The organism is Stenotrophomonas sp. PS02297 (assembly GCF_029959705.1).
Lineage (GTDB): Bacteria > Pseudomonadota > Gammaproteobacteria > Xanthomonadales > Xanthomonadaceae > Stenotrophomonas > Stenotrophomonas nitritireducens.
The window spans coordinates 1-26352 of record NZ_JASCOS010000045.1; the positions used below are offsets into that span (position 1 = coordinate 1).

At 70.3% G+C, this 26352-nt stretch carries 19 protein-coding genes; 14 read left to right on the forward strand and 5 right to left on the reverse strand.

Annotation, left to right across the window (positions count from 1 at the left end):
• Positions 1 to 249: 249 nt before the first annotated feature.
• Complete coding sequence (locus QMX80_RS10460; protein ID WP_273085280.1) at positions 250 to 831, reverse strand: manganese efflux pump MntP family protein; 582 nt, start codon at positions 829 to 831, stop codon at positions 250 to 252.
• Positions 832 to 1183: 352 nt separating this feature from the next.
• On the opposite strand from QMX80_RS10460, the gene QMX80_RS10465 reads away from it, so the two are divergent.
• On the forward strand, positions 1184 to 3649 hold the full coding sequence (locus QMX80_RS10465; protein WP_282276936.1) for a methyl-accepting chemotaxis protein: 2466 nt from the start codon (positions 1184 to 1186) through the stop codon (positions 3647 to 3649).
• Positions 3650 to 3709: 60 nt separating this feature from the next.
• Here the strand turns inward: QMX80_RS10465 and QMX80_RS10470 are convergent, their stop codons facing one another.
• Together QMX80_RS10470 and acs are read right to left on the reverse strand one after the other, a co-directional pair.
• On the reverse strand, positions 3710 to 4375 hold the full coding sequence (locus QMX80_RS10470) for a response regulator transcription factor (RefSeq protein WP_273085283.1): 666 nt from the start codon (positions 4373 to 4375) through the stop codon (positions 3710 to 3712).
• Between the two features lie 142 nt (positions 4376 to 4517).
• Positions 4518 to 6461, reverse strand: coding sequence for an acetate--CoA ligase (gene acs, locus QMX80_RS10475; protein ID WP_282276937.1), 1944 nt, complete (start codon positions 6459 to 6461; stop codon positions 4518 to 4520).
• Between the two features lie 295 nt (positions 6462 to 6756).
• Between acs and QMX80_RS10480 the strand changes: the two genes are divergently transcribed.
• The 4 genes from QMX80_RS10480 to bla all read left to right on the forward strand — a co-directional run bounded on the left by QMX80_RS10480 (position 6757) and on the right by bla (position 11499).
• Positions 6757 to 8136 carry a DcaP family trimeric outer membrane transporter gene (locus QMX80_RS10480; protein WP_282276953.1) on the forward strand — a complete coding sequence of 460 codons (1380 nt, stop codon included), beginning with the start codon at positions 6757 to 6759 and terminating at the stop codon, positions 8134 to 8136.
• A 147-nt stretch (positions 8137 to 8283) separates the two neighbouring features.
• Positions 8284 to 8601: a DUF485 domain-containing protein gene (locus QMX80_RS10485; protein WP_055765505.1), complete on the forward strand. Its 318-nt coding sequence runs from the start codon at positions 8284 to 8286 to the stop codon at positions 8599 to 8601.
• Positions 8598 to 10319: a cation acetate symporter gene (locus QMX80_RS10490; protein ID WP_282276939.1), complete on the forward strand. Its 1722-nt coding sequence runs from the start codon at positions 8598 to 8600 to the stop codon at positions 10317 to 10319. Before QMX80_RS10485 ends, QMX80_RS10490 begins: the two co-directional genes overlap by 4 nt.
• 139 nt (positions 10320 to 10458) lie before the next feature.
• The gene (bla, locus tag QMX80_RS10495) at positions 10459 to 11499 is read left to right on the forward strand and encodes a class A beta-lactamase (RefSeq protein ID WP_282276940.1); all 1041 of its coding nucleotides are present in this window, start codon (positions 10459 to 10461) and stop codon (positions 11497 to 11499) included.
• A gap of 99 nt (positions 11500 to 11598) precedes the next feature.
• On the opposite strand, the gene QMX80_RS10500 is transcribed toward bla, so the two are convergent.
• Positions 11599 to 12354 (reverse strand): AraC family transcriptional regulator, encoded by a 756-nt coding sequence (locus QMX80_RS10500; RefSeq protein ID WP_055765496.1) that lies wholly within the window; start codon positions 12352 to 12354, stop codon positions 11599 to 11601.
• 162 nt (positions 12355 to 12516) lie between these two features.
• Between QMX80_RS10500 and QMX80_RS10505 the strand changes: the two genes are divergently transcribed.
• The 8 genes from QMX80_RS10505 to QMX80_RS10540 are packed head-to-tail and all read left to right on the forward strand — an operon-like array spanning position 12517 to position 22167.
• Complete coding sequence (locus QMX80_RS10505; protein WP_282276941.1) at positions 12517 to 13461, forward strand: proline racemase family protein; 945 nt, start codon at positions 12517 to 12519, stop codon at positions 13459 to 13461.
• Entirely contained in the window at positions 13458 to 14576 is a 1119-nt protein-coding gene (locus QMX80_RS10510) for an FAD-binding oxidoreductase (protein WP_282276943.1), read from the forward strand. Before QMX80_RS10505 ends, QMX80_RS10510 begins: the two co-directional genes overlap by 4 nt.
• Complete coding sequence (locus QMX80_RS10515; protein WP_282276945.1) at positions 14573 to 14815, forward strand: (2Fe-2S)-binding protein; 243 nt, start codon at positions 14573 to 14575, stop codon at positions 14813 to 14815. Before QMX80_RS10510 ends, QMX80_RS10515 begins: the two co-directional genes overlap by 4 nt.
• Positions 14812 to 16116 carry an FAD/NAD(P)-binding oxidoreductase gene (locus tag QMX80_RS10520; protein WP_282276946.1) on the forward strand — a complete coding sequence of 435 codons (1305 nt, stop codon included), beginning with the start codon at positions 14812 to 14814 and terminating at the stop codon, positions 16114 to 16116. Before QMX80_RS10515 ends, QMX80_RS10520 begins: the two co-directional genes overlap by 4 nt.
• Complete coding sequence (locus QMX80_RS10525) at positions 16113 to 17015, forward strand: dihydrodipicolinate synthase family protein (RefSeq protein ID WP_273085297.1); 903 nt, start codon at positions 16113 to 16115, stop codon at positions 17013 to 17015. Before QMX80_RS10520 ends, QMX80_RS10525 begins: the two co-directional genes overlap by 4 nt.
• A 1-nt stretch (position 17016) precedes the next feature.
• Positions 17017 to 18609, forward strand: a complete 1593-nt coding sequence (locus QMX80_RS10530) for an aldehyde dehydrogenase family protein (RefSeq protein WP_282276947.1) — start codon at positions 17017 to 17019, stop codon at positions 18607 to 18609.
• Complete coding sequence (locus QMX80_RS10535) at positions 18606 to 19808, forward strand: Xaa-Pro peptidase family protein (protein ID WP_282276948.1); 1203 nt, start codon at positions 18606 to 18608, stop codon at positions 19806 to 19808. The genes QMX80_RS10530 and QMX80_RS10535 overlap by 4 nt, the downstream gene beginning before the upstream one ends.
• A gap of 25 nt (positions 19809 to 19833) precedes the next feature.
• Positions 19834 to 22167 (forward strand): S9 family peptidase, encoded by a 2334-nt coding sequence (locus QMX80_RS10540; RefSeq protein ID WP_282276949.1) that lies wholly within the window; start codon positions 19834 to 19836, stop codon positions 22165 to 22167.
• 755 nt (positions 22168 to 22922) lie between these two features.
• Here the strand turns inward: QMX80_RS10540 and QMX80_RS10545 are convergent.
• Positions 22923 to 23141: a hypothetical protein gene (locus QMX80_RS10545; RefSeq protein WP_282276950.1), complete on the reverse strand. Its 219-nt coding sequence runs from the start codon at positions 23139 to 23141 to the stop codon at positions 22923 to 22925.
• Here QMX80_RS10545 and QMX80_RS10550 point away from each other — a divergent pair.
• Positions 23142 to 26352, forward strand: a 3211-nt coding sequence (locus QMX80_RS10550; protein WP_282276952.1) for a fibronectin type III domain-containing protein, incomplete at its 3' end; no start/stop codon positions are given.

Here is a 26352-nt window from a genome sequence, read left to right on the forward strand (position 1 = left end):
GCCGGGCAGCGCCCGGCGGGGCTTTGCCGGGAATGCACCAGCGGGGCGTTGCCCCGCTCTACAAGGCGAGGGATTGCCGCGTTTCTGTAGTGCCGGGCAGCGCCCGGCGGGGCTTTGCCGGGAATGCTCCAGCGGGGCGTTGCCCCGCTCTACAGGGCGAGGGATTGCCGCGCTTCTGTAACGCAGGGCAGCGCCCGGCGGGGCTTTGCCGATGGCGCCTTCCGTCGAAGCGCCATCGGCGGACGCAGGTCAGGCCGCGCCGCTCAGGTGCTCGTACAGGATGCCGGCGCCGATGACGATCAGGATCGCGCCGCCGACGATCTCGGCGCGCTTGCCGACCAGGGCGCCGAGTACGCGGCCGAGCATGATGCCCAGGGTGACCATGACCAGGGTGCACAGGCCGATGACCAGCGCGACCACGCCGATGTGCACGTCCAGGAAGGCCAGGCTCACGCCGACCGCCGCCGCGTCGATGCTGGTGGCCAGGCCGGTGGCGGCCAGGGTCCAGAACCGGTGGTGGCGATTGTCGTCGGCCTCCTGCGTTTCTTCCTCCGTATCCGGGCGCAGGCCGGCCACGATCATGTGCACGCCCAGCGCGCCGAGCAGTACGAAGGCGATCCAGTGGTCGAAGGCCTGCACATACTGCGATGCGGCGCGGCCCAGCAGCCAGCCCAGCAGCGGGGTGATGGCCTCGATCGCGCCGAAGATCAGGCCGGCGCGCAGCGCGTCGGGCAGGCGCGGACGGCGCATCGCCGCGCCCTTGCCGATCGCAGCGGCGAAGGCGTCGGTGGACATGGCGAAGCCGACGAGGAGGATGGAGATCGGGGACATCGGGTTTTCCTGGTCGGGCGGAGACGGACGGCATGCGGCGCGCCCAACCTGACGTTGCGCGGCATGCCGTTGGTCTCGCCAACCGTGGAACCGGTCGCACGCGCCACGACGCAATGGTCGAGTGTGTTGACGCGAGCGCTTCCAGACGCTGGAAGCAGGCTACTCCCCAAGGGAGCGCGGATTCTAGCACGGCCGTGCAGGCACCCCGCCGAGCGCTGACATGCCGCTGTCATGGAGCGCTGGCTTCATGTGCGCCGCACGCGCACTGCCATCGCATGCGCGTCCGCGGGCGGCGCTAAAGAATCCGCGGACACGGCCGATCACGAGGCGTCCTCACGTCCGGAGTCCCGCAATGAAATTCCCGCTTGGAATCGCCCAGAAGCTGCGGCTGAGCCTGCTGGCCCTGGTCGTCGGCCTGGCCGTCATCGGCTCGGCCTATGCCTGGCTCAGCGCCGGGATGCGCGCCGCCGACCAGCGCCTGCAGCGCTACCAGCAGGATGCGGCGCGGCTGGAGAACCTGGCCCGCGCCTTCGCCGAGACGCGGCGCGCGCAGGCCGAGTATGCCATGTCGTTCTCGACCGCCGCCGGCCAGGCCTTCGGCAAGGCGCGCGCGCAGCTGGACGAGGCGCTGGCGCCGGTGCCGGGCGCCGACCCCTGGCCGGCGGAACTGGCGCAGACGCTGCGGTCCTATCTCGAATCGGCGCAGCTGCTGGACGAGCGCATCGGCGAGCTGGGCCACGATGCCGACAGCGGCATGCAGGGCGAGCTGCGCGCGGCGGTGCATACGGTGGAGAACCTGATCGGCGACTACCGCGAGCCGGAGCTGCAGGTGTCGATGCTGAGCATGCGCCGCCACGAGAAGGACTTCATCCTGCGCCGCGAGCAGAAATATGCCGACGAGCTGGGCGCGGAGGCGATGCCGTTCGAGCTGCTGCTGCAGCGCGCGCGCATGCCCGAGAGCGTGCGCGCGCAGGTGCGCGAAGCGATGCAGCTTTACCAGGGCGCGTTCCTGTCCTATGCCGCGGCGCGTTTCGGCGTGGACAGCGAGACCCAGGCGCTGGACGACCATGCCGCGCAGGTGGACCCGGTGATCCAGCGCCTGCAGCAGGGACAGCGCAGCGCCCTGCAGGAGCAGCGCGCCGGGCAGGCCTCCGCGCGCACCTGGATGAACGCGACCTTCGCCGCCACCGTGCTCATCGTCGGCCTGCTGCTGGTGTCGCTGCTGATGCTGCTGCTGCGCGCCATCGACCGGCCGCTGGCCGATGCCGCCGCGTTCGCCCGCGCCATCGCCGACGACCATCTCGACGGCACCCTGGTGGTGCGCAACCGCGAGGACGAGATCGGCCGCCTGGCCACCGCGCTGATGCAGATGCAGACCAGCCTGCGCGAGCGCATCGCCGCCGAACGCGTCGCCGCGCTCGCCAACCAGCGCGTGCGCCAGGCGCTGGACGTGGCCCGCGCCGCGGTACTGGTGACCGATGGCGAGGGGCACGTGGTCTATGCCAACGACGCGCTGCTGCAGACCTTTGCCCAGGCCGGCGTCGAGACGCAGATCGGCACCGGCGTGGACGCGGCCGCGCTCGGCGCCGACGTGGCCGCGGTGCTCGCCGAAGCGGAGCGTGGCCACACGGTCGATGCCGAGGTGGAACTGGGCACTACCGGCTTCCTGCTGCGCGCCAGCCCGGTGCTGGAACAGGAGCGGGTGCTGGGGCTGGTGATGGAATGGCAGGACCGCCGCCTGGAGCGGGTGATCGCCCACGAGGTCGCGGCGGTGGTGGCCGCCGCCGCCGCGGGCGACCTGGAAGGGCGCATCGAGCTGGCCGACAAGCAGGGCTTCGTGCGCGAGCTGGCCGGGCGCATCAACGCGCTGCTGGATGGCGTGCAGTCGCAGGTCGGCGACGCCACCCGCGTCATCGGCCATTTCGCCCGCGGCGACCTGAGCGCGCGCATGCGCGGCGACGGCGATGGCATCTACGCGCGGTTGCGGCAGGGGCTGGAAGTGGCGATGCGCCAGGTCGGCGGCATCGTCTCCAGCATCCAGCAGTCGGCCGGCAGCGTGCAGGCGGCGGTGGACGACATGGCCAGCGGCACCCGCGAGCTGTCCGGCCAGGTCCAGCAGCAGGTGGACGACGTGCACGACGCGCTGGAGCGGGTGCGTTCGGTGGCCGGCGAGGCCCGCGAGAACGCCGGCAGCGCCCGCGAGAGCGCGGAAATCTCCGAGGCCGCCAGCGTCGCCGCCGAGCGCGGGCGCGAAGCCACCGCCGCCGCGGTGACCGGCATGGAGCGGCTGCGCGCGTCCTCGCGCCACATCCGCGAGATCGTGGCTACGGTGGACAGCCTGTCGTTCCAGACCAACCTGCTGGCGCTCAATGCGGCGGTGGAGGCGGCGCGCGCCGGCAGCCATGGCCGCGGCTTCGCCGTGGTCGCCGGCGAGGTGCGCCAGCTCGCGCAGCGTTCGGCCGAGGCCTCGCAGCAGATCCGCACGCTGGTGGACGCCTCGCTGCAGCAGGTGGAGGCAGGCGCGCGCCTGGTCGACAGCAGCGGCGAGGCGATGCAGGACATCGGCGGTCGCGTGCAGCAGGTGGTGACGGCGATGGCGCGCATCGATGCGGCATCCGCGCGCCAGGTCAGCGCGGTGGACGACGTCGAACGGCTGCTGCGCCGCATCGGCGAGGGAACGCGGCAGAGCGGCAACGTCGCCCATGCGTCCTCGCAGGCGGCGCTGGCGATGCGCGAGCAGGCGCAGGAGCTGGCCGTGGCGGCGGAAACGTTCGTGCTGGGCGGCGACGACGCGCCGCGGCAGCCGCGCGCGGCCTGAACGACACTCCCGTCCATGGAGCGGCACTCGGCCGCTCCGCATGAGGCTGCCGGGTGCGGCTCAGTCCTCTTCCGGCGGCAGCACGATGCTGTCGTCGTCGATGGCCAGCCTGCCGGCCATCAGCACCGCCTGGGTGCGGTTGGTGACGCCGAGCTTGCGCAGGATCGCGGTGACGTGCGCCTTGATGGTGGCCTCGGACACGTTCAGGTCGTAGGCGATCTGCTTGTTGAGGCGGCCGGCGCCGAGCATCTGCAGCACGCGGAACTGCTGCGGGGTCAGTTCGCGCAGGCGCTGGCCGACCTCGCGTTCCTCGTGGTCGGTGGGCGGCACGTTGTGCGCCTCGGCCGGCGCCCAGCGCTCGCCGTCGAGGATGGTGCCCAGCGCGTGGCCGATGGTGTCCGAATCGGCCGACTTGGGAATGAAGCCGAACGCGCCATGGTCGAGCGCGCGCCGCATCACTGTCGGTTCCTCGCGTGCGGACACCACCACGATGGGCAATTGCGGGTGCAGCGAGCGCAGGTGCACCAGCGCGTTGAAGCCCTGCGCGCCGGGCATGTTCAGGTCCATCAGCACCAGGTCGGCGTCGGGATGCTGCTCGGCCAGCGCATACAGCGCCTCGACGCTGTCGGCCTCCAGCAGCTGCACCCCGGGAATCACCCGCTGCACCGCGCCGCGCAGCGCTTCGCGGAACAGCGGATGGTCGTCGGCGATCAGGAGGGTAGGCATGGGGCGCGGGACGAATGGAGAGGAACGGGAAACGAGTGGGAGCAGGGCAGGGCCAGGGTAGAGGGAGAGGGAGAGGGAGAGGGACAGGTACGGGTAATGCCGCTGCTACCCGTTCCTTGTTCCTCTCCACTCGTTCCTGGCTTCAGCGCACCTTCCGCTCTTCCACCAGCGACGCCACCACCGACGGGTCAGCCAGGGTCGAGGTGTCGCCGAGCTGGTCCGGCGCGTTCTCGGCGATCTTGCGCAGGATGCGGCGCATGATCTTGCCCGAGCGGGTCTTGGGCAGGCCCGGCGCCCATTGCAGGTGGTCCGGCGCGGCGATCGGGCCGATCTCCTTGCGCACCCAGGCCACCAGTTCCTTGAGCAGTTCGTCGGTCTGCGCCTCGCCGGCCACCAGGGTGACGTAGGCGTAGATGCCCTGGCCCTTGATGTCGTGCGGGAAGCCCACCACCGCGGCCTCGGCCACCTTCGGGTGGCTGACCAGGGCGCTCTCCACCTCGGCGGTGCCGATGCGGTGGCCGGAGACGTTGATCACGTCGTCCACGCGGCCGGTGATCCAGTAGTAGCCGTCCTCGTCGCGGCGGCAGCCGTCGCCGGTGAAGTAGCTGCCCGGGTAGGTGCGGAAATAGGTGTCGATGAAGCGCTGGTGGTCGCCGTAGACGGTGCGCATCTGGCCCGGCCACGAATCGCGGATGATCAGGTTGCCCTCGGCCGCGCCTTCCTGGATCTCGCCGTCGGCGTTGACCAGCGCCGGCTGCACGCCGAAGAAGGGCAGGGTGGCCGAGCCGGGCTTGAGGTCCATCGCGCCGGGCAGCGGCGAGATCAGGATGCCGCCGGTCTCGGTCTGCCACCAGGTGTCCACGATCGGGCAGCGCGCATCGCCGACCACCTCGTAGTACCAGCGCCAGGCTTCCGGATTGATCGGCTCGCCGACGCTGCCGAGCAGGCGCAGGCTGCTGCGCGAGGTGCGCTTGACCGGCGCCTCGCCCTCGCGCATCAGCGCGCGGATCGCGGTGGGTGCGGTGTAGAAGATGGTGACCTGGTGCTTGTCGATCACTTCCCAGAAGCGCGAGGTGTTCGGGTAGTTCGGCACGCCCTCGAACATCACCGAAGTGGCGCCGTTGGCCAGCGGGCCGTAGACGATGTAGCTGTGTCCGGTGACCCAGCCCACGTCGGCGGTGCACCAGTAGATGTCGTCCTCGCGCAGGTCGAACACCGCTTCGTGGGTGTAGGCGGCGAACAGCAGGTAGCCGGCGCTGGTGTGCAGCACGCCCTTGGGCTTGCCGGTGGAACCGGAGGTGTAGAGGATGAACAGCGGGTCCTCGGCGTTCATGTGCTCGGGTTCGCACTGCGCCGGCTGCGGATCGACCACGTCGTGGAACCAGCGGTCGCGCGGGGCCTGCATGTCCACCGCCGCGCCGGTATGGCGCACCACCAGCACGGTTTCAACGGTATTGGTGCCGGGCAGCTTGAGCGCGGCGTCGACGTTGGCCTTCAGCGGCACCTTCTTGCCACCGCGCAGGCCTTCGTCGGCGGTGATGATCAGCTTGCTGCCGCAGTCGCCGACGCGGTCGGCGATGGAGTTGGCGGCGAAACCGCCGAACACCACCGAGTGGATCGCGCCGATGCGCGCGCAGGCCAGCATCGCCACCGCGGCATCGACGATCATCGGCAGGTAGATGGTGACGCGGTCGCCCTTCTTCACGCCAAGGTTGCGCAGCGCGTTGCCGAGCTTGCACACGCGTTCGTGCAGCTGCCGGTAGGTGACCTTCTGCGCCGGCGCGTCGGGGCTGTCGGGCTCGAACAGGATCGCGGTCTTGTCGCCGCGGGTGGCCAGCTGGCGGTCAAGGCAGTTCACGCTGACGTTGAGTTCGCCGTCCTCGAACCATTTGATGCGGAAATCGTCCAGCTGGTAGCTGACGTTCCTGATCCGGGTCGGCGGGGTGAACCAGTCCAGGCGCTCGGCGGCCTTGCCCCAGAACGCGTCGGGGTTCTCCACCGATTCGCGGTACTGCTGCTGGTACGTGGTCTTGTCGATCCGCGCCCTTGCGGCGAACGCGGGATCGACGGGATAGAGATCAGCCATGGCAACACCCTCACCTTTGCATTTGTAACCAATGGAGCAGCCACATCCTGCGACGCGGCCGGGACTTCCCAAGTGTGCCGCATCGCCCCTGCCGCGCGCTGCCCCCCGCGTTAGACGATGGTCGAATACCCGCCCGCTTTCGACTAATGGCGAATAGCCGCCCGCCGCGAAGGCCGCGCACCCTGCCGCTGACCGTGCGACCGACGCGGCCGTCAACGCCAGCCGGAGAGAGGCAGACCTGATGAACAGACACGTGTTGAAACGAGCGGGCAATCCGTTCCTGGCCGCGGGGGCGATGACGCGCCGGCCACTTGCCGCCGCGCTGTTCGTGGCGCTGCTGGCGCCGGGCATGGCCTTCGCCGGCACCGCGAAGGAGAAGGCGCTGGAAGCGCGCGTCGCCGAACTGGAGCGGCAGGTGCAGCTGCTGCTGTCCACCCAGCAGCAACAGCAGGGCGCCATCGCGCAGGCCCAGGGCGACGTGCAGCAGGTGCGCGCCGAGCAGGCGGCGGCCGCCGCCGCACCGGCCACACCGGCGGTGCCGGCCGGCAAGCAGCCGATCCAGGTGACCAGCATCACCCCGGGCGCGACGCCGGGCACCACCTTCAAGTTCGGCGGCTTCATCAAGGCCGACTTCCTCGCCACCCGCACCGGCGACGGCCAGCTCGCCGACGACGCCACCGGCCGCGCGCTGTACCTGCCGGGGCAGACCCCGGTGCACGGCGCCGGCGGCTCGGGCAAGGCCTCGGGTGTGGACTACAACGCCCACGCCAAGTTCTCGCGTTTCAACCTGGGCGTGGACCACGTGGCCGGGAACGGCGACAAGGCCGGCGCGATGGTGGAGATGGACTTCTTCGGCAACGCGCTCGGCAACCAGACCGCCACCAACACCTATGGCGTCACCCTGCGCCATGCCTACATGTACTGGAACAACTGGCTGGCCGGCCAGACCTGGTCCAACTTCATGGACGTGGCCTCCATCCCCGAGGCGGTGGATTTCGTCGGCCCGACCGACGGCGTGATCTTCGTGCGCCAGGCGCAGGTGCGCTATACCAAGGGCGGCTTCAGCGCCTCGCTGGAGAACCCGGAAACCACCCTGGTCGGCGCCGCCAGTTCCGACCGCGGCGCGCTGCCCGACCTGACCGTGCGCTACGGCTGGAAAGGCGACTGGGGCACCTTTGGCGTGGCCGGCCTGCTGCGCCAGCTCAAAGTGGACAACCAGGCCACCGGCGCGCACGCCACCGCCACCGGCGGCGGCCTGACCCTGGGCGGCAAGTGGGCGATGGGCGACAGCGATTCGCTGCACTACCAGCTCACCGGCGGCCAGGGCATCGCCCGCTACATCGGCCTGGGCATCACCGGCGACAGCGCCTGGGACGCGGTGCGCGACGAACTGGACCCGACCGGCGTGATCGCCGGCTATGTCGGCTGGCGCCATGCCTTCACCCCGAAGCTGCGCACCAACCTGATCTACGCGCGCAGCGACTACGACAACGACGCTTCGATCACCGGCCCGCTGGTGACCAAGAGCGTGCAGTCGATCCGCGGTAATGTGTTCTACACGCCGATGCCCAAGGTCGATATCGGCGCCGAGCTGATGTACGGCGTGCGCGAGATCGAGGACGGCCGCAAGGGCGACATCAGCCGCGTGCAGTTCACCACCAAGTACAGCTTCTGAGTACCCGGCACCGGCGCCCTCGCGGCACCGGTGCCGGCGCAGGAAAGGCAGTACGCACCATCTCCCTACCCCACGGGGAGCACTCATGCCACGCACCGGCGAGCACCGCGCGCCTGTGCCCGTATTCCCGAAATCTGGAGAATCCCGATGAATGCTTCCGTCGATCCCCGTGTTGAGCGGATCGCCTCCCACCCGGCCTACCAGCGGCTGCGGCAGTCGCGCAACCGCCTGGGCTGGATCCTTACCGTGCTGATGCTGCTGGCCTATTACGGCTATATCGGCCTGATCGCCTTCGACAAGGCGTTCCTCGCCACTCCGGTCAGCGAGGGCGGGATCACCACCATCGGCATCCCGATCGCGCTGGGGCTGATGGTGTTCACCATCCTGATCACCGGCTTCTACGTGCGCCGCGCCAACAAGGAATTCGACCAGCTGACCCAGCAGATCGTGGAGGACGCGCAATGACCCGTCGGTTCCTGCGCTGCGGCGCGTTCATCGCCCTGCTGGCCGCCAGCGGCGCGGCCCTGGCGGCCGGCGGCGACATCGGCCAGACCGTGCGCCAGCCCACCAACTGGACCGCGATCGTCATGTTCGCCGCCTTCGTACTGGCCACCCTGGGCATCACCAAGTGGGCGGCGGCGCGCACCCGTTCGGCATCGGACTTCTACACCGCCGGCGGCGGCATCACCGGCTTCCAGAATGGCCTGGCGATCGCCGGCGACTACATGTCGGCGGCCTCGTTCCTGGGCATCACCGCTGCGGTGATGGCCAACGGCTACGACGGCCTGATCTACGCCATCGGCTTCCTCGTCGGCTGGCCGATCCTGACCTTCCTGATGGCCGAGCGGCTGCGCAACCTCGGCCGCTTCACCTTCGCCGACGTGGCCGGCTACCGCTTCGCGCAGAAGCCCATCCGCCTGTTCGCCGCCTCCGGCACGCTGGTGGTGGTGCTGTTCTACCTGATCGCGCAGATGGTCGGTGCCGGCGCCCTGATCAAGCTGCTGTTCGGCCTGGACTACTGGATCGCGGTGGTGCTGGTCGGCGTGCTGATGATGGTCTACGTGCTGTTCGGCGGCATGACCGCCACCACCTGGGTGCAGATCATCAAGGCCTGCCTGCTGCTGTGCGGGGTGACCTTCATGGCGCTGATGGTGATGTGGCATTTCAACTTCAGCTTCGAGGCGCTGTTCTCCGAAGCGGTGCGGGTCAAGACCCAGATCGCCGCCAACGGCGGAAAGAACGCGGAAGAAGCGGCCAGCGCGGGCCTGTCGATCATGGGACCGGGCGGCTTCGTCAAGGATCCGATCTCGGCGATCTCCTTCGGCATGGCGCTGATGTTCGGCACCGCCGGCCTGCCGCACATCCTGATGCGCTTCTTCACCGTCCCGGACGCCAAGCAGGCGCGCAAGTCGGTGTTCTGGGCCACCACCTGGATCGGCTATTTCTACATCCTGATCTTCATTATTGGTTTTGGCGCCATCGCCCTGGTGCTGACCAATCCCGAGTACGCCGACCCGGTCACCGGCACCATCCAGGGCGGGCCGAACATGGCCGCGGTGCTGGTCGGCAAGGCGGTGGGCGGCAACCTGTTCATGGGCTTCATCTCGGCGGTGGCCTTCGCCACCATCCTGGCGGTGGTCGCCGGCTTGACCCTGTCCGGCGCCTCGGCGGTATCGCACGACCTGTACGCGACGATGATCATGAAGGGCAAGCCGCCGGCAGGCTCGGAACTGCGCGTCTCGCGCGTCACCACCGTGGTGCTGGGCGTGGTCGCGGTGCTGCTGGGCATCGCCTTCGAGAAGCAGAACGTGGCCTTCATGGTGTCGCTGGCCTTCGCCATCGCCGCCTCGGCCAACTTCCCGGTGCTGATCCTGTCGCTGCTGTGGAAGGACTGCACCACCCGCGGCGCGGTGATCGGCGGCTTCCTCGGCCTGGCCTCGTCGCTGGTGCTGACCCTGCTGTCGCCGTCGGTGTGGGTGGACACGCTGGGCAACCCGGCCGGCAGCGCGCCGTTCCCGTACACCAGCCCCGCGCTGTTCTCGGTGACCATCGCCTTCGCCGGCATCTGGCTGTTCTCGGTGCTGGACAAGAGCGCGCGCGGGCAGGCCGAGCGTGCCGCCTATCCGGCGCAGCAGGTGCGCGCCGAGACCGGCATCGGCGCGGGCAGGGCCGCCGAGCACTGAGCGCGGCCTGACGGAAAGAAAGCGGAGGCCGCCCGGCGATGGGCGGCCTTCGTCGTTTCCCGGGTTGCCGCGCGCATCGGCCAGGCCGTTACCATGCCGTTCGCACCTTCGCATCCGTTCCATTGCAAGAGGATCTTCCATGACCGTTGCCGTCCATCGTTCCCAGCGTCCCCGCCTGCGTACCTCCGTGCTGGCTTCGGCCCTGCTGCTGGGCAGCCTGTGCGCCACGCCGATGCTGGCCCACGCGCGCCAGGCGCCGCCGCAGCCGGCCGCGCTGCAGGCCGAGGCCGAGCGCCTGGCCGCGCAGTTGCCGGGCGAGGTGGGCGCGGCGCTGGTGCACCTGGAGAGCGGGCGCGCGGTCTACGTCAATGGCGACCGGCCGTTGCCGATGGCCAGCACCATGAAGGTGCCGGTGGCGGTGCACATCCTCAAGCTGGTGGACGAGGGCAAGCTGGGCCTGCAGCAGCAGGTGCTGCTGGGGCCGGACGACATCTACCCGGACATGGGCGGCCCGATGGATACCCATCTCAGCGCCGGTTCGGCCATCACCATCCGCGACCTGCTGCACATGATGATCACGGTCAGCGACAACAACGCCACCGACATCCTGGTCCGCACCGGTGGCGGTCCCGAGGCGGTGCAGCAGCGCATGCGCGCGCTCGGCGTCGAAGGCCTGCGCGTGGACCGCTACATCTGGGAACTGCTGGCCAACTATTACGGCAACGGCGCCTCGCATGCGCAGCCGCTGGGGCCGGCCGCCTATGGCGAGCTGTCGCGCAGCGAACGCAGCGAGGCGCAGCGGCGCACCAACATGGACGCCTGGAACGCCGACCCGCGCGATACCAGCAGCGCCCGCGCCATGGCGCAGCTGCTGCAGCGCACCTGGAAGGGCGAGCTCCTGTCGCCGGAATCGACCCGCGTGCTGCAGCAGATCATGCTCGACACCCGCACCGGCAACGCGCGCCTGCGCGGCATGCTGCCCAGCGGCACGCCGGTGGCGCACAAGACCGGTACGGTGGGTGACGTGATCAACGACGTCGGCGTGATCGAACTGCCGAACGGGCGCGGCCATGTCGTGACCACGGTGTTCATCAAGTCGCGCGCCTCGACCGAAGCGCGCGATGCGGCCATCGCCCAGCTGGCGCGCGCCGCGCACGACTACTACCTGTTCGTGCCCTGAACGAGCCGGAAAACCGGGGGCGGGGCCAGGTTCCCGTCGAGATTCCGCCAGCCTGCGCAGTACGCAGCCGGGAACGCGGTTCCGCCCCCGGGTTTTCCGCTAGCCGGGGCGACGCGCGGGTTCGGCCGCGTCGGCCGGCTCGCCGCCGTCGAACACGTCTTCCAGGTTGCGGTACTCGCTGGGGGTCATACCGACGGTGGCCTTGAACTGGCGCGCGAACGCGCTCTGGTCGCTGAAGCCGCAGCGCTGGCCGATGCCGGCGATGCTGCCGGCCCCGCGCAGCAGGCGCATGGCCCTCTCGATGCGCAGCTTGATCAGGTACTGCTGCGGGGTGAGCTGGAAAACGTGGCGGAAATGGCGCTCCAGCTGCGCCAGCGACATGCCGGCCAGCTCGGCCAGGTGCGGTGCGCGCAGGTTGGATTCGAAGTGTTCCTGCATGTGCGCCACCACCCGGTCGAGCTGGGCGAAGGCCGAGTGGCGGCTGTTGGGCCGGCCGAGGTCGCGCGAGACGCCCATCAGCCCGCTGATCTCGCCATCGGTGAACAGCGGGCGCTTGACGGTCAGGCACCAGCCGGGGCGCCGGTTCGGATACAGGTGCACCTCCAGGCGGTCGGCGATGGGATCGCCGGCCAGCACCTGCCGGTCCTGGAGCAGGTAGCGGTTGCCCAGCGGCGGCGGGAACACTTCCAGCGGCGAGCGGCCGATCACGTCGCCGCGCTTCCGGCGGCCGAGGCGCTGCACCAGGGTGAGGTTGCAGTGCGTGTAGCGCCCCTCGCGGTCCTTCACGAAGAACACGGTATCCGGCAGCGCATCGAACAGCTGCTGCACTTCGCTTGAGGAATGCTGTGCGTCCATGGGCGTCGTCCTCGCGTTGGCGCTCGTCGGCGTGGCGTGCGGCCGATGCTAGCGCATGCTTCCGGGCCGTGTCGCAGCGTTTCCGGGGTTGTGCCGAATTCCGCATGAGGGCGCCGAAAGCGCTGCTATTCGGCCCTGCGGCGGCGATGGGAGCATGTCCGCATGCACCGGATAGACATCATCGATTCGCATACCGCCGGCGAACCCACCCGGGTCGTGCTCGGCGGCTTTCCCGACCTCGGCGGCGGCAGCCTGCAGCAGCGCCGCGAGCGCCTGGTGCGCGATTTCGACCACTGGCGCGCGGCGCTGGCCTGCGAGCCGCGCGGCTCGGACACGATGGTGGGCGCGCTGCTGCTGCCGGCCGAAGACCCGTCCGCGTGCACCGGGGTGATCTTCTTCAACAACGTCGGCTGCCTGGGCATGTGCGGCCACGGCACCATCGGCGTGGTGCGTACCCTGGCCGAGCTGGGCCGCATCCAGCCGGGCCGGCACCGCATCGAGACGCCGGTCGGCACGGTCGGCGTGGAACTGTTCGACGACGGCCGCGTGGCGGTGGACAACGTGGAGAGCTGGCGCCACCTGCACGATGTCGCGGTGGACGTGCCCGGCCATGGCATGGTGCATGGCGACGTGGCCTGGGGCGGCAACTGGTTCTTCATCACCGCGCAGGCGCCCTGCGCGCTGACCCTGGCCAACCAGCGCGAGCTGACCGCCTATACCGAAGCGATCCGCATCGCGCTGGAGCGCGACGGCATCGGCGGTGCCGACGGCGCCATCGATCATGTCGAAGTCAACGCGACCGCGCCGGACGGCAGCGGCACCGCGCGCAACTTCGTGCTGTGCCCGGGCCTGGCCTATGACCGTTCGCCCTGCGGCACCGGCACCAGTGCCAAGCTGGCCTGCTTGGCCGCCGACGGCAAGCTGGCCGAAGGCGCGCGCTGGGTACAGCAGGGCATCCTCGGCAGCGCGTTCGAGGCCTCTTACCGGCAGGGCACGCGCGGCATCCTGCCGCGGATCACCGGCCAGGCCTGGATCACCGCGCGCGCGACCCTGCTGATCGACGACGCCGATCCGTTCGCCTGGGGCATCGGCAGCCAGGCATCGTGAGCGGGCACAGTCGTTACGACCTGATCGTCATCGGCGCCGGCATCGTCGGTGCCGCCTGCGCCGAGGCGGCCGTCGCCGCCGGCCTGCGCGTGGCGGTGGTCGAGAGCGGCGCGATCGGCGGCGGCGCCAGCGCTGCGGCGATGGGCCATCTGGTGGCGATGGACGGCGACCCGCACGAGCTGGCGCTGTGCGTGTATTCGCTGCAGCTGTGGCGGCGCTGGGCGGCATGGCCGGAGAGCGAGCACCAGCGCTGCGGCACCTTGTGGGTGGCGCGCGAAGAACAGGAACTGGAAGGTGTGGCAGCGCGCGTCGAAGCGTTGGCGGCGATGGGCGTGCGCGCCGAAGCAGTCGATGCGCGTGGCCTGTATGCGCTGGAGCCCGCCCTCGCCGCCGGCATGAAGGGTGGCATGCGCGTGGCCGACGACGCGGTGGTGTATCCGCCGCGCGTGGCGTGGCGCCTGATCGAAGAGGCGCGCGGCGCCGGCGCGCTGCTGCTCGCCGGCGCGCGCGCCGAATGCCTGGTCGATGGCGGCGTGCGCCTGGCCGATGGCCGCCTGCTGCACGGACCGGTGCTGGTGGCCACGGGCGTGGCCCTGCCGGAGCTGCTGCCGGAACTGCCGATGCGCGCGCGCAAGGGACAACTGGTGATCACCGAGCGCCATCGGCCGCTGCTGCGCCACCAGCTGATCGAAATGGGCTACGCCGCCGCTGCGCATGGCGCGGACACGGCCAGCGTGTCGTTCAACGTGCAGCCGCGGCCCAACGGCCAGCTGCTGATCGGTTCCTCGCGCGAGTACGACGCCATCGGCACGGACATTTCGCTGCCGCTGCTGCGACGCATGCTGCAGCGGGCCACGGCCTTCGTGCCGGCGCTGCGCGAAGTGCGCGCGCTGCGCAGCTGGTGCGGCTTCCGCCCGGCCACCGCCGATGGCCTGCCGTATCTGGGCCCGGTGCCGGGCCGTCGCGACGTATGGGTGGCGGCCGGTCATGAAGGCCTGGGCATCACCGCGGCGCCGGGCAGCGCGCGGCTGGTGATCGATGCCCTGCTCGGGCGCACGCCGGCCCTGCCGCTGGCGCCCTACCTGCCGGAACGCGCGATGCGGGGCGAGGCATGAACAGCATCGTGTTGAGCGTCGATGGCGTGCAGGTGGAAGTGCCCGACGGCGCCAGCGTGGCCGCCGCGGTCGCGCGCCGCGGGCCGGTCTTCCGCCGTTCGCCCGGCGGCCAGCCGCGCGCGCCGCTGTGCGGCATGGGCGTGTGTTTCGAATGCCGGGTCAGCATCGACGGCGTGGCGCAGCTGCGCGCCTGCATGGTGCTGGCGCGCGCGGGCATGCGGGTGGAGACGCAGCCATGAAGCAGCGGCGTTTCGACCTGCTGGTGGTGGGCGCGGGGCCGGCCGGCCTCGCCGCCGCGCATGCCGCGGCCCGGCGCGGGGCGAAGGTCGGGCTGGTGGACGCGCAGCCGCGCGCCGGCGGCCAGGTCTGGCGGCACGACCTGCGCTTCGGCGTGCCGGCGATGGCGCGTACGCAGATCGAGGGCCTCGGTTCGGCGGGCATCGAGTGGCTGGCCGGGCACGAAGTGGTCCTGGCCGAGGACCACACCGTGGTCGCCAGCCATGCCGACGGCGCGGTGGCGCTGCACTGGCGCAAGCTGGTGATCGCCACCGGCGCGCGCGAACTGATGCTGCCGTTCCCCGGCTGGACCCTGCCGGGCGTGACCGGCGCCGGCGGCCTGCAGGCGCTGGCCAAGCAGGGTTGGCCGGTGGCCGGCAAACGCGTGGTCGTGGCCGGCACCGGCCCGCTGCTGCTGGCCGCGGCGGCGACGCTGCGCCGCCACGGCGCGCAGGTGCTCGGCATCCACGAACAGGCGGGCAGGGACGTGCTGCACGCCTTCGCGCGCCGGCTGTGGCGCTGGCCGTCGCGGCTGGCGCAGGCAGTGGAACTGCGCGCCCGCCTCGCCGGCAGCCGGTGGCATGCCGGCAGCGTGGTGCTGGCCGCGCACGGCGATGACACGCTGCGTGCGGTCGAGGTGGAGCGCGGCAACGGCCGCCAATGGATCGAATGCGACCAGCTGGCGGTCGGCTGGGGACTGGTGCCGAACGTCGAACTGGCACGCCTGCTGGGCTGCGGGCTGGATGCGACTTCGGTGCATCCGGCCGTGCGCGTCGATGCGCGCCTGCGCAGCAGCCATCCCGACATCCATGCCGCCGGCGAGGCGCTGGGCATCGGCGGACGCGACTGCGCGCGCGTCGAGGGTGCGATGGCGGCCTGCTTCGCGCTCGGCGACGAACGCGGCGGCGAGGCGCTGCGCGCACGCCGCAAGCGCGAGCGTGCCTATGCCGATCTGCTGCACGCCCACTTCGCCCCCGACGCGCGCATGCGCGCCCTGGCGACGCCCGACACCCTGGCCTGCCGCTGCGAGGACGTGCCGATGTCCGCGGTGCATGCGCACGCCGACCCGCGCCAGCTGCGGCTGGTCACGCGCTGCGGCATGGGTGCCTGCCAGGGCCGTGTCTGCGGTGCCGCGCTGCGCGAACTGCGCCTGGCTTCGCCTTCCCTCTCCCCCACCGCCGTGCGGCCACCGCTGACTCCGGTCGAGTTGGCCGCAATGGCCGATGTTCCCTCCGACGAACCCGAACAAGGTACAGACCCATGAGCAATGCAGGTTTCTGGCGCGGCGTGCTGCCGGCCATCACCACGCCCTTCACCGCCAGCGGCGAGGTCGATCACGCCTTCCTGGCCGAACACGCCAAGCGCATGCTCGCCGCCGGCTGCAGCGGCATCGTGCCGCTGGGCTCGCTGGGCGAGAGCGCCACGCTCACCTTCGACGAGAAGATCGCCATCGTGCGCACCCTGGTCGCGGCCGTGGAAGGGCGCGTGCCGGTGGTGGCCGGTATCGCCGCGCTGTCCACCGATGAGGGCGTGGCATTGGTACAGGCGGTCAAGGCTGCCGGCGCCGGCGGGGTGATGGTGCTGCCGCCTTACGTGTACTCCAGCGACGCGCACGAGATGGGGGCGTACATCCGCACGATCCTGGCCGCCACCGATCTGCCGGTGCTGCTCTACAACAACCCCATCGCCTACCGCACCGACTTCACCCCTGCGCAGATCGCGCAGTTCGCCGCCGATTTCCCGCATGTGCAGGCGATCAAGGAATCCTCCGGCGACGTGCGCCGCCTGGCCGCGATCCGCGAACTGATCGGCGACCGCCTGGTGCTGCTGGTGGGCGTGGACGACCTGATCGTGGAGGGCATCGCGATGGGCGCCGAGGGCTGGATCGCCGGCACCGTCAACGCTTTCCCGGAAGAAGCGGTGCAGCTGTTCGAGCAGGCGCGCGCCGGTGGCTATGCGGCCGCACGCGAACTGTACGAGTGGTCGCTGCCGCTGCTGCGCATGGACACGGTTCCCAAGTTCGTGCAGCTGATCAAGCTGATGCAGGAGCGCGTGGGCCTGGGCAGCGAGCGCGTGCGCGGGCCGCGGCGGGTGGTGGAGGGCGCCGAGCGCGAACAGGCGCTGGCGCTGATCGACCACGCCATCGCCACCCGGAAGCGCTGACATGGACACGGTCGCGCCCCTGCTCATCGCCGGCCGCTGGCAGCCCGCACAGGACGGCATGGACACCTTCCGTGCGTTCGATCCGGCCAGCGGCGACGCCATCGGGCCGGCGTTCCCGCGCAGCGGCGTGACCGACGTGGAACAGGCGCTGGCCGCGGCCAGCGCCGCCGCGCCGCGGCTGGCCGCCACCGACCCGGAACGCATCGCCGCCTTCCTCGATGCCTACGCCGATGCGCTGGAAGCCGATGCCGACGCGCTGGTGCAGCTGGCGCACGCGGAAACCGGCCTGCCTGCCGCGCCGCGGCTGCGCGGCAACGAACTGCCGCGCACCTGCAGCCAGCTGCGCCAGGCCGCCGCTGCCGTGCGCGACCGCCGCTGGACGCAGCCGGTGATCGATACCGCCGCGGGCCTGCGCTCGCACCACGCACCGCTGGGCAAACCGGTGCTGGTGTTCGGGCCGAACAATTTCCCGTTCGCCTTCAATGCCGTGTCCGGCGGCGATTTCGCCGCGGCCATCGCCGCACGCAATCCGGTGATCGCCAAGGCCCATCCGGCGCATCCGGCCACCAGCCAGCGCCTGGCCGGGCATGCGCAGCGCGCTGCCGAAGCCGCCGGCCTGCCGCCGGCCACGGTACAGCTGCTGTACGACGTCGAACCGGCACTGGGCCTGGCCCTGGCCGGCGATGCGCGGCTGGGTGCGGTCGCCTTCACCGGCAGCCGATCCGCCGGGCTGGCCCTGAAACAGGCCGCCGATGCCGCCGGCACTCCCTTCTTCGGCGAGCTGTCCAGCCTCAACCCGGTGTTCCTGCTGCCCGGTGCGCTGGCCGAGCGTGGGCCGGCGCTGGCCGGGGAGTTCAGCGGTTCCTGCCTGCTCGGCAGCGGCCAGTTCTGCACCAACCCGGGGCTGGTGATCGTGCCTGAAGGCGCGGCTGGCGATGCCTTCGTCGCCGATGTGCAGGCGCGCTTCGCCGCCACCGCGCCGCTGCCGCTGCTTTCGCGCGGCGTGCTGGTGTCGCTGCGGCATGCGATCGCGGCGTTGCGCGACGCGGGTGCGCGGCTGCTGTGCGGCGGCGATGCCGGCACCACGGGCTACCGCCATGCGCCGACGCTGCTGACGGTGGGTGCGGAGGATTTCCTCGCCGACCCGCGGCGGTTCCAGGCCGAGGCCTTCGGGCCGTGCAGCCTGCTGGTGCGCGCGGCCGATGCCGCGCAGATGCAGGCCATCGCCTCGACCCTCGAAGGCCAACTCACCGGCACGCTGTACCGCGCCGCCGACGGCAGCGACGATGCCGCCTGGCGTTCGCTCGCCGCCGCGCTGCGGCCGCGCGTGGGCCGCCTGATCGCCGATCGCATGCCCACCGGCGTGCTGGTCAGCCCGGCGCAGCAGCATGGCGGTCCGTTCCCGGCCTCGACCCAGCCCGGCTTCACCGCCGTCGGCCTGCCGGCGGCGATCCTGCGCTTCACCGCGCTGCAGGCATACGACAATGTGCCCGATGCGCTGCTGCCGCCCGAACTGCGCGACCGCAACCCGGGCGGCCTGCCGCGCTGGACCGACCAGCACTGCACCACCGCCGATATCGGAGCCACCCCATGAATGCACAGATAGGACACCTCACCCTGGAACAGGCGCGCGCGCAGCTGGCACCGTGGCCGCACCGTGCGCCGCCGATCGGCGATGCCGAATACGCCCAGCGGCTGGAACGCGCGCGCGGCCTGATGCGCGCACAGGGCGTGGACGCGCTGCTGGTCACCGCCGGCACCTCGCTGCGCTGGTTCACCGGCGTGCCGTGGGGCGGCAGCGAGCGGCTGGTGGCGATGCTGCTCACGCTGGAAGGCGAGCCGCTGATGGTCTGCCCGGTGTTCGAGGAAGGCTCGCTGGACGCGGTGCTGCGCATCCCGGCCGGCAAGCGCCTGTGGGAAGAACACGAGGACCCGCACGCGCTTGTGGCCCAGGCCATGGCCGAGCGCGGCGCGCACACGCTGGCGCTGGACCCGGAAGCGCCCTACCGCGTGCAGGTGGGCCTGGCCGCGCACCTCGGCGCGACGGCCATCACCTCGGCCGCGGCGGTCATCGATGGCTGCCGCATGTGCAAGTCGCCGGCCGAACTGGCGCTGATGCAGCAGGCCTGCGACATGACCCTGCAGGTGCAGCGGCTGGCCGCCGGCATCGCCCACGAGGGGATCGGCACCGACGAACTGGTGCGCTTCATCGACGAGGCCCACCGCGCGCTCGGCGCCGATGGTGGCTCGACCTTCTGCATCGTGCAGTTCGGCCACGCCACCGCGTTCCCGCATGGCATTCCCGGCGTGCAGCACCTGCGCCGCGGCGAGCTGGTGCTGATCGACACAGGCTGCAGCGTGCAGGGCTACAACTCCGACGTCACCCGCACCTGGATCTTCGGCGAAGCCGATGCCGGGCAGCGGCGCATCTGGGACCTGGAGCGCGCCGCGCAGCAGGCCGCCTTCGACGCGGTACGCCCCGGCGTGACCTGCGAGGCGGTGGACCAGGCGGCGCGCGACGTGCTGGAAGCCGGAGGGCTGGGGCCGGACTACCGCCTGCCCGGGCTGCCGCACCGTACCGGCCATGGCTGCGGGTTGGCGATCCACGAGGCGCCGTACCTGGTGCGCGGCAACGCCCTGCCGCTGGCGCCGGGGATGTGCTGCAGCAACGAGCCGATGATCGTGGTGCCGGGCCGCTTCGGCGTGCGCCTGGAAGACCACTTCCACGTCACCGCCGACGGCGCGCAGTGGTTCACGCCGCCATCCGTCGCCATCGACCAGCCATTCGCCTGACCGCAGGCAAGGGGAGAACGACCGCATGCTTCGATCCGGAACCATCCATCGCCACCTCCGCGGCTGGCTGCTGGCGCTGAGCTGCGCCAGCCTGCCGGCCTTCGCGCAGGACACGGCGCCGCCGACACCGGACGAGGCGGCGTTCGCACGTTCGCTGCAGCTGCGCGAGCAATGGATGTACCTGACCACCGGGCTGGCCGGGCCGGCCACCTGGATCGACGGCGAACGCTACCGTTACCGGCGTACTGCGCCGGGCGGCTTCGAGTTCGTGGTGCGCAGGGTGGGGCAGGCGCAGGCCGAGGCCGCATTCGACCAGGTGCGGCTGGCCACAGCGCTGTCGCCGCTGCTCGGCCGCGGCGTGGACGGACGGCGCCTGCCGTTCTCCGATTACGAAATGGACAAGGACGGCAAGGCGCTGCGCGCCTGGGTGGACAACGCCTGGGTGCGCTGCGAACTGGGCGCGGAGTACCGCTGCGCGCGCTGGAGCGAATCCGGCCCGTCGCCGCGGCCGCGCGGCTGGGGCGTGGTGCGCGATCTCTCGGTGGCGGCCGACGCTACGCCGCAGCGTTCGCCGGACGGGCGCATGGAGGCCTTCGTGCGCGACGGCAGCGTGCTGCTGCGCACGCTGGCCGACGGCAGCAGCCGGGTATTGGCGCGCGATGGCACCGACAACGATTTCTACGACCCGGAGAGCATCGTCTGGTCGCCCGACTCCAGCCGCTTCCTGGTGCTGCGGGTCAAGCCGGGCGATGCGCGCCGGGTGACGCGGGTGGAAACCTCGCCGCGCGACCAGGTGCAGCCGCGCGTGCGCACCCAGCTGTATCCCAAGCCCGGCGACGCGGTCGACATCGACCGCCCGGTGATCTTCGAGGTCGCCAGCGGCCGCCGCGTCGAGGTGCCGACCGCGCTGTTTCCCAATCCCTACGAGATCAGCGCGCCGCAGTTCCGCGCCGACAGCCGCACGCTGGCGTTCCGCTATACCGAGCGCGGCTTCCAGCGGGTGCGGCTGATCGAGGTGGATGCGCATACCGGCGCGGCGCGCAGCGTGGTGGAAGAACGCAGCGACACCTTCGTCAACAGCTGGTGGCAACGCGCCGACTTCCATGACGTGGGCAGGCGTGGCGAACGGATCGTGTGGATGTCCGAGCGCGACGGCTGGAACCACCTGTACGTGGTGGACGGCCGCAGCGGCCGCCTGCGCCAGCTCACCCGCGGGCCATGGGCGGTGCGGCAGATCGTCAAGGTGGACGAACAGCGCGGCCAGATCTGGTTCGCCGCCAACGGCCGCGAGCCGGGCGACCCGTACCTGCAGCATTTCTACCGCGTCGATCTCGACGGCAGGAACCTCGTCCACATGACCCCGGGCGAAGGCTGGCACGAACTGAGCCTGTCGCCGGACATGGCGCATTACGTCGATACCTGGTCGCGGCTGGACCAGCCCAACGTCACCGAACTGCGCGACGCGCGCGACGGCCGCCTGCTGGACACGCTCGAACGCGGCGACGCCAGCGCGTTGTTCGCCGCCGGCTACCGCGCCCCGGAAACCTTCAGCGCGCCCGGCCGCGATGGAAAGACGCCGATCTGGGGGCTGGTGGTGCGGCCCACGCATTACGACCCGTCGCGCCGCTACCCGGTCATCGAGAGCATCTACGCCGGCCCGCACGACTCGCACGTGCAGAAGAAGTTCTGGCCGTTCGACAACCAGTCCAGCAACGAGCGCCTGATCGGCGCGCAGGCGCTGGCCGACCTGGGTTTCATCGTCGTGCAGATCGACGGCATGGGCACGATGAACCGCTCCAAGGCCTTCCACGACGTGGCCTGGAAGAACCTGGGCGACGCCGGCTTCCCCGACCGCATCGCCTGGCACAAGGCCATGGCCGCGCGCGATCCCTCCTACGACATCAGCGGCGGCGTGGGCGTCTATGGCGCCTCGGCCGGCGGCCAGAACGCGCTCAACGCGCTGGAGTTCCACCCCGAGTTCTACACCGTGGCGGTGGCCTACAACGGCTGCTACGACAACCGCATGGACAAGCTCAGCTGGAACGAGCAGTGGATGGGCTGGCCGGTGGACGAGAGCTACGCGCGCGCCTCCGGCGTGGACAACGCGCACCGGCTGCGCGGCCAGCTGCTGCTGATCGTCGGCGAGCAGGACGAGAACGTCGACCCGGCCTCGACCTACCAGGTGGCCGACGCGCTGATCCGCGCCGGCAAGGACTTCGACCTGCTCACCGTGCCCGGCACCGGCCACGGCGTGGGCCGCTCGCAGGAACCGATCGACTACATCCAGCGCCGCAAGTTCGACTTCTTCGTGCGCCACCTGCTGAAGCGGCCGACGCCGGAGTGGAACGCCCGCGATTGAGCGCGGCCGTTCTTCCTCGGCGGGAGCCACTTCGACCGCCGGGCCTGAAGTCAGCTGCTCCGGGGAACGCGGGACAGCTCGAAGCCCCTCTCCCTCCGGGAGAGGGGTTGGGGTGAGGGCCGCCCCGGAAGGCGGGCTCTCTCGGACCCGGTCACCCTCAGTCGCCCGCGCGAGGCCCGGCCGCAAGTTCGTCGCCTTCCCCGGAATCCCGAAGCTCCCCCGCGCCCGATTCCACTTCCGGGGACCCGCCACGGACTGTTAAATTCGTCACGCCTGCGAGAGCGGGCGTAAGGGTTGCCGAAGATCCGCCAGACCGGGAGAGACGGGGCGTGATCGGATCCGGCTGCTTTCTACGGTAGGGGATTAGAAGGATTCATTCCGTGGGCGGGCCGCCTTTGCTGATTTTGCACGGGGGAAGACGGCCGACATGATGGGTTCTGGCCGCATTTCCCCGTAATGGGGTTGAACATTCATTTGCGGGCGGGTTGCCAAGAGGCAGCCTGCCTTTCGCGTGTAGCACACAGGGGATACACATGCGCCAGTCCGGTCAGTGGTTGGTTCCGGTTCGAAAGAGGGTAGGGGCGTTTCTGGCGGTGTTGCTGCTGACGATGGCCGTGGAAGTGCAGGCAGCAAACTTCACCGAGAATTTCGCCTCATCGTTCGCTCAGGGAACGACGGTCAACCGTACGTTGGGTGGCAAGACGTTTGTCTTTACATTCAGCGGTGGCGGGGACATGGCATGGGACAACATGTCACTACCCGGGAATCCGGCGATGAACCTTGAGGGGATCGGGGCCGTTACCATAAAGCGGTCTGACGGCCAGGCGTTTCTGTTTGGCAGTATCCACCTCAACAATATGTTTGCTGCCACGGCAGCGGTCGATGTTCAAGGCTTCCTTGCGGGCGCACCAGTCGGTACGGCGCAGAATGTCGGAGCCGGGTTGGTTCAGACGCTGAGCTTTGCGAACATCCAAGTGGATGAGATCCGCGTCACCTCAGCAAGCTTCGAGTCTGTGCTGCTCGACGATTTCATAGGTGACAGCGAGATAGCGCCCTCTGACATCACCCCCCCTAGCGTCATTGGTGTCAACTCCAGCACCAACAACGGTACCTACAAGGTCGGCAACCCTATCTCTCTCCACGTCAGCTTCAGCGAGACCGTGCTGGTCACCGGCACACCGCAGCTGACCCTGGAAACCGGCACCACCGATCGCACGGTCGACTACGCCAGCGGCAGCGGAACCAGCACGCTGACGTTCAACTACACGGTGCAGGCCGGCGACAGCAGCGCCGACCTGGACTACGTGGCCACCAATTCGCTGTCCCTCAACGGCGGCACCATCAAGGACGCGGCCGGCAACAACGCCATCCTGACCTTGCCTGCGCCGGGTGCAGCCAACTCGCTGGGTGCGAACAAGAGCATCGTCATCGATGGCGTGGCGCCCAGCGTCATCAGCATCGCGGTCAGTGGTTCCCCTGCCTCCACCGATACCGCGATGGCCTTCACGGTGACCTTCAGCGAGCCGGTGAACAACGTCTCCACCGACGACTTCACCCTGGTCGGCAACGGGGCCATCGGCACCATCGCCAGCGTGTCGACCTCCACCGGCAACGCGGTCAACGTCAATATCACCTCGATCACCGGCGCCGGCACGATCAAGATCGACCTCAATGGTTCGACCAACATCGTCGACAATGCCGGCAACAGCATTCCGTCCTACAGCAGCGGCAACACCCACACCGTCGCCATCCCGACCGCGCCGGGTGCCCCGACCATCGGCACCGCCACGGCGGGCGATGCGCAGGCCACGGTGACGTTCACCGCACCGGCCAGCGATGGTGGCTCGGCGATCACGACCTATACCGCCACGCCAAGTCCCGCCGTGCCGGGCGGCCCGTTCACCTGCGCCGGGCCGGCCGCCTGCACCATCACGGTCACCGGCCTGACCAACGGCACGGCCTACACCTTCACGGTGACGGCGACCAACGGGACCGGCACCAGCGCCGCGTCGGGGGCGAGCACTCCGGTCACGCCCAAGGCCAACCAGACCATCACCTTCAACCAGCCGGCCAACTACAACTACGGCACCACACCGATCCTGGAGGCCACCTCCGATTCCGGGCTGACGGTGAGCTTCACTTCGTCCACCACCAGCGTGTGTACCGTCACCTCCGGCGGTGAGCTGACCTTCGCCAGCGCCGGCACCTGCACCATCAATGCCGACCAGAGCGGCAACGCATCCACCAACGCGGCGGGCACGGTGACCGGCAGCTTCACCGTCAACGCCATCGTCCCCGACGCGCCGGCCATCGGCACGGCCACGGCCGGCAACCAGCAGGCCACGGTGACCTTCAGCGCACCGTCGTCGACCGGCGGCGCCACCATCACCGGCTATACGGTGATCTCCAGTCCGGGCGGCAATGCCGGCACCGGTTCGGGCTCGCCGATCACTGTCACCGGCCTGACCAACGGGGTGAGCTACACATTCACCGTGAAGGCGACCAACGCCGCGGGCACCGGTGCGGCGTCGACCGCTTCCAACGTGGTCATCCCGGCCGCGCCGCAGAGCATCACGTTCATCAATCCAGGTGCGCAGAACTTCGGCAGCGCGCCGGACCTGCGCATCCTCAATGGCGGCGCATCGGCTACTTCCGGGCTGGATGTGAGCTTCACCTCGTCCACGACCGGCGTATGCACGGTAACGTCCGAAGGCGTGCTGGGCTTTGTGACCGCGGGCAGTTGCACGATCCTGGCCAACCAGGCCGGCGATGCGGCTTTCCTGGCGGCGACACAGATCAGCCGCACGTTCATCGTCCATTCCGTCATCCCCGGTGTACCGACCTCGGTCGTGGCCACGGCCGGCGACACCCAGGCCAGCGTGGCCTTCGCCGCGCCGACCAGCACCGGTGGCACCTCGGTCACCGGGTACACGGTGAGCGTGTTCCCGGAGGACGTGGCGCCGGTCAATGGTGCAGGGTCACCGATCGTCGTCACCGGCCTGACCAACGGACAGGCCTATACCTTCACGGTGACCGCCGACAACAGCGCCGGCACCGGTCCGGCGTCGAGCGCTTCCAACAGCGTCACCCCGGTAGCGACCCAGACGATCACCTTCAACCATCCTGGTGCGCAGAATTTCGGCACCACGCCCACCCTGATCGCGACCTCCGATTCAGGGCTGACCCCGACCTTCACCTCGTCCACGCCCGAGGTGTGCACGATCACCACCATCGGCGGCGGGCTGACCTTCATCACCGCCGGCACCTGCATCATCAACGCCGACCAGGCCGGCAACGGCAGTTATCTCCCAGCGCCCAAGATCACCCGCAGCTTTACTGTCAATGCGGTGATTCCGGGCGCGCCGATCATCGGCACCGCCACGGTGACCGGCGTCGGTACGGCGTCGGTGGCCTTCGTTCCGCCGGCCTTCAATGGCGGCGACTCGGCGCTCAGCTACATCGTGACGCCGAACCCGGGGGTGGCGGGCGGGCCGTTCACCGGCACCACCTCGCCGATCACGGTCAGTGGCCTGGATGCCGGCACCAGCTACACCTTCACGGTGAGGGCGACCAACAGCGTCGGTACCGGCTCGCCATCGGCCGCGTCCATTGCCGTCACCACGGCGGCCACCCAGGTGATCACTTTCGCCAACCCGGGCGCACAGGCCTTCGGCACCACGCCGACACTGACCGCTACCGCCGAATCCGGGCTGGCGGTGAGCTTCACTTCGTCCACGGCCGGTGTGTGCAGCATCAGCAGCACGGGCCTGCTGGCTTTCCACACCACCGGTGGCTGCACCATCAACGCCGACCAGGCCGGTGATGCCAGCCACCAGCCGGCACCGCGGGTTTCCCGGACGTTCGCGGTCAACGCGGTGGCGCCGGGCGCACCGGGCATCGGCACGGCCATCCTGACTGGCGTCGGCCAGGCGGCGGTGGCTTTCACCGAGCCGTCGTTCAATGGCGGTGCGGCGGTCACGGGCTACATCCTGACGCCGAGCCCGGCGGTAGCGGGCGGGCCGTTCACCGGCACCACCTCGCCGATCACGGTCAATGGACTGACCCCGGGTACGCGCTACACCTTCACCGTGACCGCGACCAACGGCGTGGGCACCGGTGCGGCGTCGGCCGCATCCAATGCCGTCACCACGGCGGCGACGCAGGTGATCAGCTTCGCCAACCCGG